10 protein-coding genes are annotated in these 12,889 nt (G+C 56.5%); 9 read left to right on the forward strand and 1 reads right to left on the reverse strand.

The window, feature by feature from the left end; genetic code table 11:
- Positions 1-23: 23 nt before the first annotated feature.
- Entirely contained in the window at positions 24-3,623 is a 3,600-nt protein-coding gene (smc, locus tag DCC27_RS02120; RefSeq protein WP_110100346.1) for a chromosome segregation protein SMC, read from the forward strand.
- Here the strand turns inward: smc and DCC27_RS02125 are convergent.
- The gene (locus tag DCC27_RS02125; RefSeq protein ID WP_110100347.1) at positions 3,592-4,899 is read right to left on the reverse strand and encodes an MFS transporter; all 1,308 of its coding nucleotides are present in this window, start codon (positions 4,897-4,899) and stop codon (positions 3,592-3,594) included. The genes smc and DCC27_RS02125 overlap by 32 nt on opposite strands.
- A gap of 111 nt (positions 4,900-5,010) precedes the next feature.
- On the opposite strand from DCC27_RS02125, the gene ftsY reads away from it, so the two are divergent.
- The 8 genes from ftsY (at position 5,011) to rplS (ending at position 12,860) form a co-directional block, all read left to right on the forward strand.
- Positions 5,011-6,210 (forward strand): signal recognition particle-docking protein FtsY, encoded by a 1,200-nt coding sequence (gene ftsY, locus DCC27_RS02130; protein WP_233487817.1) that lies wholly within the window; start codon positions 5,011-5,013, stop codon positions 6,208-6,210.
- 299 nt (positions 6,211-6,509) lie between these two features.
- Positions 6,510-8,279 (forward strand): N-acetylmuramoyl-L-alanine amidase, encoded by a 1,770-nt coding sequence (locus DCC27_RS02135; protein WP_110100348.1) that lies wholly within the window; start codon positions 6,510-6,512, stop codon positions 8,277-8,279.
- Between the two features lie 175 nt (positions 8,280-8,454).
- The gene (ffh, locus tag DCC27_RS02140; protein ID WP_110100349.1) at positions 8,455-10,059 is read left to right on the forward strand and encodes a signal recognition particle protein; all 1,605 of its coding nucleotides are present in this window, start codon (positions 8,455-8,457) and stop codon (positions 10,057-10,059) included.
- 192 nt (positions 10,060-10,251) lie between these two features.
- The gene (gene rpsP / locus DCC27_RS02145) at positions 10,252-10,710 is read left to right on the forward strand and encodes a 30S ribosomal protein S16 (RefSeq protein ID WP_110100350.1); all 459 of its coding nucleotides are present in this window, start codon (positions 10,252-10,254) and stop codon (positions 10,708-10,710) included.
- 2 nt (positions 10,711-10,712) lie between these two features.
- A complete protein-coding gene (locus DCC27_RS02150) occupies positions 10,713-10,952 on the forward strand; it encodes an RNA-binding protein (RefSeq protein ID WP_110100351.1) in 240 nt (79 codons plus the stop codon).
- Positions 10,953-11,067: 115 nt separating this feature from the next.
- A complete protein-coding gene (gene rimM / locus DCC27_RS02155) occupies positions 11,068-11,622 on the forward strand; it encodes a ribosome maturation factor RimM (protein WP_110100352.1) in 555 nt (184 codons plus the stop codon).
- Positions 11,623-11,627: 5 nt separating this feature from the next.
- Positions 11,628-12,344 (forward strand): tRNA (guanosine(37)-N1)-methyltransferase TrmD, encoded by a 717-nt coding sequence (trmD, locus tag DCC27_RS02160; protein WP_110100353.1) that lies wholly within the window; start codon positions 11,628-11,630, stop codon positions 12,342-12,344.
- Between the two features lie 165 nt (positions 12,345-12,509).
- The gene (rplS, locus tag DCC27_RS02165) at positions 12,510-12,860 is read left to right on the forward strand and encodes a 50S ribosomal protein L19 (protein ID WP_110099484.1); all 351 of its coding nucleotides are present in this window, start codon (positions 12,510-12,512) and stop codon (positions 12,858-12,860) included.
- Positions 12,861-12,889: the final 29 nt, after the last annotated feature.

Here is a 12,889-nt window from a genome sequence, read left to right on the forward strand (position 1 = left end):
TTGCCGTCCGGTGTGACGTGTAAATGTATCTGAAAAAGCTCGAGGTTCGAGGGTTTAAGTCCTTCGCTTCCAAAACTACTTTCGAATTTGAACCTGGGATCACCGCCGTCGTCGGCCCCAATGGGTCGGGGAAATCAAATGTTGTCGATGCACTGGCCTGGGTGATGGGCGAGCAGGGTGTGAAGAACCTGCGCGGTGGCAAGATGGAGGACGTCATCTTCGCAGGCACCTCAGGTCGCCAGGCTTTGGGGCGGGCACAGGTGACCCTGACCATCGATAATTCTGATGGTGCCCTCCCGATTGAATACTCCGAAGTGGCCATTTCCCGCACCCTGTTTCGAGCCGGCGGATCCGAGTACCAAATCAATGGGTCACCGGCCCGACTGCTCGATATCCAGGAGCTTCTCAGTGACTCGGGGCTCGGTCGAGAAATGCATGTCATCGTCGGTCAGGGGCAACTCGACCGCATTTTCCATGCCACACCGGAGGAGCGACGGGGGTTCATTGAAGAAGCCGCCGGAATTCTGAAGCATCGTCGCCGGAAAGAACGGTCGGTTCGCAAACTCGATGCGATGCGTGGGAACCTGGACCGAGTCAGAGACCTCACTGAAGAAGTCCGTCGCCAGCTAGGACCACTCTCGCGTCAAGCCGACACGGCACGCAAAGCCCAGCGCATCCAATACGATGTCCGAGATGCCCGTGCCAGACTGCTGGCCGACGACGTGGAGCAGCAACTGCGGGTGGTGGCAGATCTGGTGGAACAAGATCGGGGCAACGACGAAGAGCTCGTCGCGGCTCGCCAGAACATCACTCAGGTCTCTGAACAAATGGACGCGCTGGACCAAGAACTCGACGACATTACGCAGGCGGCCACCGTCGCTCGTGAACACCGGTACGGGCTCAGTGGTTTGCAGGAACGGTATCGGTCGTTGCTGTCGGTGACCGACGAACGGCTGCGGACCGCGTCGGCACCGATCACGAAAACCACGACCATCACCGCCGAGCAAGCGCAAGCCCAGCTTGATCAAGCCGCCGAAGAATATCGGCAAATCTGCGATACCAGAGCAGAAACCGATAAGGCCCTGGCGCGGGCCATCCAGGAAAAGGACGATGCCGAGCGTGCAGCAAGAATCGCTTCGCAAGCATATACGGACTCACTGCAAGAAGAGGCCCAACGTCACCGCGCCATTGCCACAGCAGAAGCAAAGCTCGCCTCGGCCATCGCTGAACTGGAAGCAGTGAAAGCCCAGCGCAGGCACGTGACTGAAGAATCAGAGTACCGTCAAGACAGTCTTCGTGAGCTACAAAACTCACTTTCCGCATACCAAACGCAGGCCGATGAGGCAGCACGGCAACGTGCACAGATCGAAGGCCAGCTTGACGAGGCGGACCGGAAACTGTCCCAGAAGCGTGGCCAACTGGATGACCTGATGGCACACTTGGCCGCGCAGAATCGTGAATATAGCGCTATCCAGGCACGGATCGAGGTCCTCAAGGATTCGTTGGAACCACACAAGGGCTCGGCTCGGGCGTCTTTAATGGATCTGGCTGTCGAAGAATTGAGTTCTCAATTTGTGGTCTCAGCTGGGTGGGAACGCGCCGTTGCGGCCGTGCTACCGGTGGCGGTTGAACAGCTTTGGGCGGATGACTCGCAAACCGCCAAGGCTGCTGTGGACTTATTGCAACACGGCGAGGTTGAGACCACGCGGATTTACACTCCCACCTCTGAAGGGGAGAGTTACGTGAAGCGGCAACAACTCCCTGATGGGCTTGTTACTGCGGTAGACCACGTCTTCGCGCGTGAGCCAGACGCGAATTCTGCCGTGACCGCGACATTGCAAGAGCTGTTCGGACACGTCGTGCTGTGCGAAGACCTCGAGGAAGCCGAACGCGCTATACAACGCTTCGAGGAGACCGACCTCGATAATGCCCATGTGGTGATCGCTACCCGGAATGGACACCTCATGACGCATCTGTGGGTCCAGGTTCACGGAGCCGGCGGGAGTAGCCATGTCGAAGCTCGCGGGTCGCTTGATGATGCCGAAAAGACCCGAGATCGGCTTGACACGGAGATCTCGACTCAACAGCAACACATTGAGGGTATGAGACAGGAAGTACGCACCTCGCAGCAAACTCATGACGAGATCCGCGAGAGGGTAGATGAAGCTCGACGGCGAGAGACGACCTACCTGGAGCGACAGGCAGCGACGAAGAATAGCTTGGCCCAAACCCTGCAGAATAGCGAGCGTTCAGAGCAACAATTGGAGGAGCTTGCCGATCACCTTCAGGCGGCTCAGAACCGTGTGACAGGATACCAGGAGGCTTACGATACAGCCGTGGCTGCCGAGCGGGTAGCGTCGCAACAGCACACCTCGGAAGATTCGCCGAGCGAACAAGAAGCCGAGCGTGCAGAGGCTCGCGCCGTCGAAGCTCGACGGGCTGAAACGGATGCGCGGCTGGCGTTGCGAACTCAGGAGTCGACTGAACAACAGGCACAACAACGCGTGGAACAAGCCCGGCGGAGGCTATCTGCTGCTCACCTGGCAGAACAAGAGTATTCCCGCGCGCTACACCAGCAACGACACCGAGTCTCTCACCTCGAACAGGTCCACGTGGCCGTAAATACAGTTCTGGAAAAGATCGGTAGTTCGGTTCGTCGTGCTGAGGTTGATGAGCAAGAGTTCGCGGCCACTCGTGAAAAAACTCAGCAACGTCGGGAAGCTCTGGTTCACCGACGCCAGCAGGCTCAATCTGATCTAGAGAAACTCAAAGAACGTACCCACGCTCGTCAGCTTGCCCGCCAGGAGCAAGAAATTAAGCTCGAGCAACTCAAACAAAAAAGTCTGGACACTTTGGGGTACACCCACGACTATCTGGTCGCGAATTTTGGGACCGACCAACCAATCCCCGAATTTAACGAGGGCCAGCAAGATCAGGACGAGGCTGTATCGTCGACTGCTTACCGTCGAGACGAACAGGAGAAACGCTTGAAGAAGGCCGAGCGTGAATTGCGCGCGCTCGGCAAAGTCAATCCGCTGGCTTTGGAAGAGTACTCGGCGGTGCAGGAACGACACCAATACCTCAGTGAACAGTTGGAGGACCTAGAGAATTCTCGCAGGGACCTGTTGCAGATTATTGAGGATGTCGATGCGACGGTGCTCAGGGTCTTTCGAGAAGCCTTCGAGGATACCTCCGCTCAGTTTGAGCATGTTTTCTCCACGCTTTTTCCCGGAGGTGAAGGAGCGCTCGTCCTGACCGATCCGGAGAACATGTTGGAAACGGGCATTGAAGTCCATGCCCGTCCGGCCGGTAAAAAAGTCACGAGGCTATCGTTACTCTCTGGAGGCGAGCGGTCGCTAGCCGCCGTTGCGCTACTGGTGTCGATCTTTAAAGCCCGGCCTTCACCCTTTTATGTGATGGATGAGGTAGAAGCTGCGCTGGATGACGCTAATCTTTCCCGGTTGCTGACGATCTTCAAAGAACTCCAACGGGACTCGCAGCTGATTATTATCACCCACCAACAGCGCACGATGAACATCGCCGATGCTCTCTACGGTGTGTCAATGCGTGGAGATGGGGTATCCCAGGTCATCAGCCAGCGTCTGAGTCATGACGAAACATAGTCTTAGCCTCTGACTGAGTCGGATCAATCTTCGGTAAGGACCCGGTCCGGGGGCCTCCCGGAGTGATAGGGACGTTTGTCTCGGGCGAAAACGTCCAGACCAGTGCGGCGGTGACCAAGATAACCCCGGTGAGGCCAAAGCCCCAGGCGTAGCCAGCGACGTCGACAATGAGCCCGACCAATAACGGTCCGGCAATGCCGCCGACATCGGATGCCATTTGGGCCGTCGCCATCACAGTTCCTGCCTTCTTGTCTTGACCCACGATGTCAATAATCGCAGCTTGTTGTGGGGCGTTGAGCAAACCCGTTCCGGCACCGGCGATGGTATTGAGGGCTAAGAATAACCAAGGGTTAACGAACACGCCGAGCACGCCAGTTGTCACGCCAGCGATGAATAATCCGGAGACGATCAGGGGCTTACGCCCAATCCGGTCGGAGAGCCTCGACGAGAAGGTCACAGCAATTACGTTGCCCACGGCAAATAAGGACAACCCGACCGCCGCGGTTTGCGGACCGTCGAGGAAGAAGGTCATTCCCGCGAAGGCCGAGGCGGCAAAGAGGGGAGTCACGGAGTTTCGCACCCCGAACGCAGCCCAGCCATTGGCAAAAAATGATGTCAGCGTTGCCCGATAAGAACTATTGCTCAGTGCCTGCCTGAGCTTCATCGCCGGTCGGTCATCTGGTGCCGGTCGGTGCGTTTTGCTACGACCGACGCCGGTGAGGGTGAAGAAGACGACCGACGCGGCGACCACAAGGGAACAACCATAAATGATAAAAGGAGCACGAGGCCCCAACCCTGCAAGAGCACCGCCGACGATGGGACCAAAAATATTGCCTAGCAAGAAAGCAGAGGCATATGCGCCAGAGATCCGCCCGCGGATTGTTGGGGGAGACTTACGGGCCAGATACGACATCGCGGAAACGGTAAAGAGGGTGGAGCCAATGCCTCCCAAACCACGGAAGATGAGAAGTTGTGGGTAGGTCTGAGCAAGGGCCACCAAAAACATCGACAGCGCCACAATGGTGACGCCGGTGGTGTAGACATAGGGTTCACCAAACTTACTGGTGACTCGGCCGGAGACGGGGGCGAAGAGTAAGCGAGCTAAACCGAATGAGGACACCACAGCTGAGACCGCAAATGCCCCGACACCAAACGACTCTGCATACAAAGGAAGAATCGGGGCAACGATACCGAACCCGATCGCGATGAGGAAGGTCGCTGTAATGAGGACTTTTAGCTCTGCTGGAATTTTCGGGACATCGCGATCTTGGGGCATATATTCGATTTAATCACGAAGCCCGGATTGATTCGGTTGTCCTCAGTGTGCTCTTAGCAACGGGCTGAAACTGGCTCGGCAAGAACCCGGAGAATATGAAAGACTGAAGAGGTGGAAATCCTTATTATCAGCGCCGTTGTTCTGCCCGTCTTAGTCGGTCTGGTGTCGACGTTTGTCTCGGATCGACCTGATGAAACGAAGGTGGTGTACACAACCACCGCAACTCCGGAGGAAGTTGCTCCATCTCCGGAGGATGTTGCAGAAACTGCCGTCCCAGATGAGACACCGGTTCTGCCTCCATCGGAGGAAGCTCAGGCTGAGACCGAAGTCGACGAGCTTGAGACTGTCATCGAGGAGCCGATTGCTCCCGAGCTGGAGAAACCAGAAGCAGCCAAGACCCGTTTGGGGCGCCTGCGTGCGCGTCTCGTGAAATCCAACAACATCTTTTCCAAAGGGTTGCTCGCCCTCTTGTCCCAGGACGACATTGATGACGATGTCTGGGATGAAATCGAAGAGACTCTGTTGACCGCAGACCTTGGTTCCGGTCCCGCACTGGAACTTGTCGATAAGCTCCGTGAACGAGTCACCGTTGAGGGCACGAAAGACACCGAGCAAGTCCGTGAGATGCTCCGCGAAGAACTCATTAACTTGGTAGACCCGACGATGGATCGTCGTCTGGCCGTATCGCGTCAAGAAGGCCTTCCCTCCGTTGTGATGGTGGTGGGCGTCAACGGAGTGGGCAAGACCACCACTGTCGGTAAAATTGGTCGCGTTCTCGTGGCTGAAGATCATTCGGTGCTCTTTGGTGCAGCTGATACATTCCGTGCAGCTGCCGCCGAACAGCTGGCGACGTGGGGGTCCCGCGTTGGGGTTGAGACGGTACGTTCCGAGGCAGAAGGAACCGACCCAGCCTCAGTCGCTTTCGACGCCGTGCAGAAGGGCATCGAATCTGAAGTCGATACCGTGATCGTCGATACCGCCGGACGTCTGCAGAACAAGGGTAACCTCATGGACGAGCTCGGCAAGATTAAGCGTGTTTCTGAGAAACAAGCGCCGGTCCGCGAGGTCCTGCTTGTTATCGATGCCACAACGGGACAGAATGGCCTGACCCAGGCAAAGGTCTTTACCGAAGCCGTCAACGTTACAGGTATTGTGCTGACCAAGCTCGACGGATCTGCTAAGGGAGGCATCGTGGTCGCAATCCAGCGTCAGCTGGGTGTTCCTGTCAAGCTGATTGGCCTGGGCGAGGGTGCCGACGACTTGGCCCCGTTCGACACGCACGGTTTCGTTGACGCGCTGATAGCAGAGTAACCTCCGTGGCACTGACTCAGACCATCCGGACAGGTGGCGTCTTATCGACGTGCCCCAGTCCTGTGAGTTGATTCAGTGACATGGCAACGATTGAAGTCCTCTTCCCGGCCAGGAGCGATTGGTGAACCGGCTCGCTTCTGTCTCGGTGGAGGGCTTCAGCTGTCTGGGGGTCGCATCGCTCTTAATGCAAGGCGATCGGCTTTGAGATTGTCTCCCTGTGGTAGCATGATGGTTGTCTAATTAGACACTTCTGTCTCACTGTCTTCACATTTCTCTCACACCCCTTGGATAGGCCCCTTATGCCTGGCTTCACTTTGCGAAAAAAGCTCACCGTTTCATTCGTTCTTCTTGCTCTCGGTGTCTCCACCGTCAGTCCAGCAGTAGCCGACACCGTTTCTGTTGCGGTTCACAGCCAAAATGCTACAGTCGACGAGCCTGCCGAAACCGCCGAAGGACCTGCAGAGGCTGACTTTCCTGAGGCGGAGGTGCACAGTGAAGATATCCAGGTATTTTCTATCGATGGTGTCTCTCGGGAAGCCCTTCCCGAGGGCGAAGAGATCGAAGCCGAGACCTCGCCCGAGCCCCTGAACGCAGAAGCCCATGAAGAGGGGGATAGCCCGGCGACGAACGAGGTTTCGGAGGATCCAACTGAGTCTGCCCTGAGTGAGTCTGCACCCACCGACTCGGAATCCACCGAGTCTGAACTGGCGGATCCCGAACCGGTCGATGCTGACCCGAGCGAGAACGCTGTTGAGGACGATGAGACTGTAGCAGACCAAGAAACCAGGCAAACGGTTACCGATGCAGCGGAAGGGTCGGAACCGGCGACTGATCGTGAAGAAGACCATCTGAGCGAGTCTGCTCTGGATGGGGAGAGCGACGAAGGCGAGCTGTCTGCGCTGACTGTTCCTCTGGAATCCATTGATTTCGTGATTGCCGGTGTGACCTGGCATCGATCCACTTCTGAAATCGTCACTAATGTTTCGATCCGCGTTCGCGAGCAAGATCGTTGGTCTCAGTGGGAATCACTGGAGATCATTGATGACGAAATGGCCGAGGGCGATGTTATCGGTACAGAGCCACTTGCGACCACGGAAGCAGACGCCGTGCAGGTTCGCGTCAACACCGAATCAGGGGAGGTTCCTTCGGGCCTGGAGGTTACACTGATCGACCCCGGTGTTTCGGATAATGATGGAGCTGTGGTTGCCAACACCGCCAGCCATGTTTCCACCAGCAAGAAGAACCCTAGCGTAGGTCGACCAACGATCGTCCGAAGGTCACAGTGGGGTGCCAACGAATCCTGGGCGTCTCCCAGCAAGCAATCCAGCACGCTCAAAGCGATGTACGTCCACCACACAGCGGGGACCAACAACTACTCGCGGTCACAAGCTTATGCGCAAGTTCGCGGTATCTATAGCTACCATGCCCGGACGCTGGACTGGGGAGATGTCGGATATCACTTCCTCGTCGATCGGTATGGAACGATCTACGAAGGCCGCAAGGGGTCGATGGATTCTTTGCCGATAGGAGCACAGGCCGGAGGATTCAACACAGACACTATTGGTGTCAGTGCCATCGGGAACTTCGAGGCAGCTACTCCGCCGACAGCTATGGTGAACTCGCTGACACGGGTTCTGGCGTGGAAGGCGCACCAGTACGATCTCAACCCGCAAGGGAAAACAACACTTGTCTCGCGCGCTTCTCCGGGCTCGACCGCGCGTTATAAGAGCGGTACTCACGTTTCGTCGCCCGTCATTCTTGGCCACCGCCATACCAACGCTACTGCATGCCCCGGGGCCCGCCTGAATGCGCTACTGCCCAGCATCCGGTCCAATGCGTCTTCCAAAGTTTCCAAATTTGAATCCTCTGTGAAGACATATCAGTATGTGACCTCGTCTGGTCCGATGCGTGCTGGTACGTCGTCGAAGACGCGTCGGATTGGGACGGTTCCGGCTGGTGAGCGCGTTCGAGTGTTGGGTTCGAAGGGTTCGTGGACCCGCGTGGTTGCCAAGGTGGGTACTGGTTGGGTTCCTTCCCGGGTGCTGAGCGATAAACCTCCCAAGCCCTAACCCCTACTCGGCATCAAGGCTACTGGAGCTACGGTTTACAGTGATGTGAGTTTCTCTCTGACTGAGGGGTCACGCTGGTATTCCTCAGGCAGACTTGACTATTTCTGAAGACCGACGTAAGTCTTGCTACCCTGGGTAGGAGCTAATAACCGTTTCCGAAGGAAGTTTCTTTCCAGTGTTCACATCTCTGACAGACCGTCTGACGTCGACCTTCAAGAATCTGAAGGGTAAAGGTCGCCTGACCGAGGCGGATATTGATGCAACTGCTCGGGAAATTCGCCGTGCATTGCTCGATGCTGACGTTGCTGTTCCCGCGGTGCGTGAGTTCATCAAGCGCGTGAAGGAACGTGCTTTGGGTGAAGAAGTCTCCCAGGCGCTCAACCCAGGCCAGCAGGTTGTCAAAATCGTCAACGCTGAACTGGAAGAGATCCTTGGAGGCGAGACCCGTCGTATCCAGTTCGCGAAAACCCCGCCGACGGTGATCATGTTGGTGGGTCTGCAAGGCGCGGGTAAAACAACCCTTGCCGGCAAGCTGTCCCGTCATCTTAAAGAAGACGGGCATACCCCGATGTTGATCGCAGCTGACTTGCAACGTCCGAACGCTGTTCGTCAGTTGGAGATCAACGGTGAACGGGCCGGAGTTCCTGTTTTTGCTCCCCACCCAGGCGTCTCCTCGGAGTTCGAAGATCCCACTGGTGACCCGGTCCAAGTTGCCCTGGACGGGGTTAATGAAGCGAAGAAACGGCAACACGACGTGGTGATTATCGATACCGCTGGTCGCCTCGGTGTCGACCAAGAGCTCATGCAGCAGGCCTCTGATATCCGAGCTGCGACTAACCCGCAGGAAGTGCTGTTCGTCCTCGACGCGATGATCGGTCAGGACGCGGTGGCCACCGCTCAGGCGTTTAACGAAGGTGTCGGTTTTACCGGTGTCGTCCTGTCGAAGATGGACGGGGACGCTCGCGGTGGCGCCGCCCTGTCGGTCAAACACATCACGGGCAAACCCATTATGTTCGCCTCCACCGGGGAGAGCATCAAAGACTTTGAAGTCTTCCACCCCGATCGCATGGCATCACGTATCCTCGACATGGGTGACGTGATGAGCCTGATCGAGCAGGCCGAACGTAACTGGGACAAGGCCGAAGCCGAAAAGATGGCGAAGAAGTTCGCCGGGCAAGAGGACTTCACCTTTGACGACTTCTTGTCGCAGATGCAGCAACTCAAGAACATGGGGTCAATGAAGAAGCTGTTGATGCGGATGCCCGGCGCCCAGAGTATGCGCCAACAACTTGACCAATTCGACGATTCCCACATTAACCGTATTGAAGCTATTATTCGGTCGATGACCCCGCATGAACGGAACGCGCCGAAGATCCTGAACGGATCGCGACGCGCTCGCATCGCAAAAGGTTCTGGGGTTAAAGTCTCTGACGTCAATACTTTGGTCGAACAGTTTGGCCAGCTTCAGAAAGTCATGAAGAAGATGGCCTCGGGTGGAGGCATGCCGAGTATTCCTGGCATGCCCAATATTCCCGGTATGCCAGCGGGTGGCCACGGGGGCAAGAAAAAAGGTAAAGGTGGCAAAAAGAACGCCAAGAAACAGCGCTACGGCAACCCCGCTAAAGCGGAGGCTGCAGCGCGGGAGCAAGCGCAGAAAGCCGCTAACCGTCCCAAGCCAAATCCCTTGAAAGGCAGCTCTTTTGGTGGTGCTCAAAACTCTCAGGGAATGGATCCCAGTCAGCTCAACTTGCCGAAAGGCTTCGAGAAGTTCCTGAAATAGGGGTTATCCACCACGGGGCGTCGAGTGGAAATAAGAGTGCGTTGTCTGGCATAATGGTTCGGTACTGATTCGCGGAGGAAACGACCCTCTATCCTTTCCTCTGCGTTTCCGTTCGCACGCTACGTTTCAACTTTGATCCCCAGTGAAAACGTTGACGTGCACTCAATGTGAGAAAGAGGAGTAACCACAACAGTGGCTGTAAAAATTCGTCTGAAGCGTCTGGGTAAAATTCGTTCGCCGCACTACCGTGTTGTGGTGATGGATTCCCGCACCAAGCGTGATGGTCGTGCCATCGAAGAGATCGGTCTCTACCACCCGACGCAGAACCCTTCTTTCATCAAGATTGACTCTGAGCGTGCTCAGTACTGGTTGTCGGTCGGCGCTCAGCCGACCGAACAGGTCCAGGCTTTGCTGAAGCTGACTGGCGACTGGCAGAAGTTCAAGGGCGAGTCCTACGACGAGTCCACCTTGAAGCAGCCGGAAGCTAAAGAGGAGTTTGTTGCTCCGGAGAAGGGGTCGGTGATTATTCCTGAGGCCATTACCCCGAAGGGTGATGACAAGGAAGAAGACCAGGCTGAGGGCCAGGCTGAAGAGAGCACCGATGAGTCTGCGACTGAAGAGAACGCAGACAGCAAAGAAAAGTCTGAATAATCATGTTGCAAGAAGCGTTGGAACACCTGGTCCGAGGGATCGTTGATTATCCCGAGGACGTACAGGTTGACCTCCGTGAAAACCGCCGTGGCGAGCTTCTCGAAGTGCGAGTAAATCCCGACGATCTCGGCCGTGTTATAGGCCGAAAAGGTCGGACCGCCAATGCCCTGCGCGCTGTCGTTGACGGGCTGGCCGGATACTCGGTGCGAGTAGACGTGGTTGACACGGACCGTCGTCACTAAAAGCAGAGATGACCTCGAGGGTTCCTAGAACACCGATCACATTGTTCTAGGAACCCTCGGTGTTTTAACATGACAACCACCCAGCACCAGCAGGTACTAAGGAGCAAGAATCGGCATGGCCCAGGAAAAGCTAGACGGGCTCGTGAGAGTGGCCCGGATCGGCAAACCCCACGGCATTAAAGGCGACGTCACCGTTCAGATCTTCACAGACACCCCAGAAACTCGTTTTGTTCCCGGCGCGGTGCTCACCGTGGATCATGGAAAAAAAGACTCGCCATTAGCTGGTAGCCTGACGGTCAACAACGCCCGCTGGAATAAGCATATTTTGCTCCTGTCCTTCGAAGAGATCAGCGACCGGAACCAGGCCGAACAGTACCGTAATTGCCAGCTCTATGCTGAACCGGAAGACCTGGAAGACGATGATGATGCGTGGTACGCCGAAGACTTAGCGGACTTTACGGTCAAACTCGACTCTGTTGAGGGTGAGACGATCGGTACCATCTCGGACCTGATCCCTGGGGAGGCCCAGGACTTGCTCGAAGTCACACGCACCAACGGCACGACAAACCTCGTACCCTTCGTGGTCGAAATCGTTCCGGAGATCGACGTGGACCAACAACTGGTGATCCTCACCCCGCCTGCTGGCTTATTGGAACTGGGACAGGACTAACCCCGATGCGCATCGACATTATTAGCATCTTTCCCGAGTTTTTCGAGGTCCTGGACGTCTCGCTGATCGGTAAAGCCCGCCACAAGGGCCTGCTGGAGATTCATGTCCATGATCTCAGGGACCAGACCACCGACCGGCATCGCACCGTGGACGATACACCCTACGGTGGTGGGGCTGGAATGGTCATGAAACCGGAGCCGTGGGCACGTGCTCTGGAAGAAGTGGCATCCCACGGCAAACACCTGGGCTATGGCACACCGCATTTAGTGATCCCGACTCCGTCCGGGGAGGTTTTCGCTCAACCCACCGCCGCGACCCTAGCGGACTGCGAACATCTGGTTTTTGCCTGCGGACGCTATGAGGGCATCGATGAACGAGTGTTTGAGTGGGCTGAAGAACTCTTCGAAGTGCACCTTGTGTCCTTGGGCGACTATGTGCTCAATGGGGGAGAAGTCGCGACCTTGGCCATGATCGAAGCTATCGGGCGATTGATTCCTGGAGTGGTAGGAAACCCTGCGTCGTTGGTGGAAGAATCCCATTCAGATGGGCTCTTGGAATATCCTGTCTACACCAAACCCGCCACGTGGCGGGGACGAGAGGTCCCCGAGGTACTTCTTTCCGGAGATCACGGCAAAGTCGACGCGTGGCGTTTAGCACAAGCTGAGGAACGAACCAAGAGTCGCAGACCTGATTTATGGAAAATCCGCAAGGATCTGGCATAATAGATACTCGTGCCCGCTGGGTCCGCTGTCTGCCGCGGGGGATAGCGTACCGCCTGTGTGCACCGGGACAACCCTCAACAAGGGTGTCTCGAAATTTCCATCGCAAGACGTCAAGAGCTTGCTGTATGACGTGGGTGACCTGCGGCGTCCCACCAGGAGAGATCCATGAACATCTTAGATCAGCTCGATGCAAAGTCGAAGCGCAACGACATTCCTGATTTCCAGGCCGGCGACACCGTCGCTGTTCACGTGAACATTATCGAGGGTAAGACCCAGCGTGTTCAGGTTTTCGAAGGCTACGTTCTGGGCCGTCAGGGCTCGGGCCTGCGCGAAACCTTCACCGTGCGCAAGACGTCCTTCGGCGTCGGTATTGAACGCAAGTTCCCGTTGCACTCTCCCGTGATCGACAAGATCGAGGTCAAGAAGCGCGGTGACGTGCGTCGTGCCAAGCTGTACTACATGCGCGATCGTCACGGTAAGGCTGCTCGTATTCCCGAGAAGCGCGTTGACTCCTAGTCAGCGCTGATCAGTAGCTTGTCCTGACG

It is taken from the genome of Auritidibacter sp. NML130574, from assembly GCF_003185725.2.
In the GTDB taxonomy this organism is placed as follows: Bacteria; Actinomycetota; Actinomycetes; order Actinomycetales; family Micrococcaceae; genus Auritidibacter; species Auritidibacter ignavus.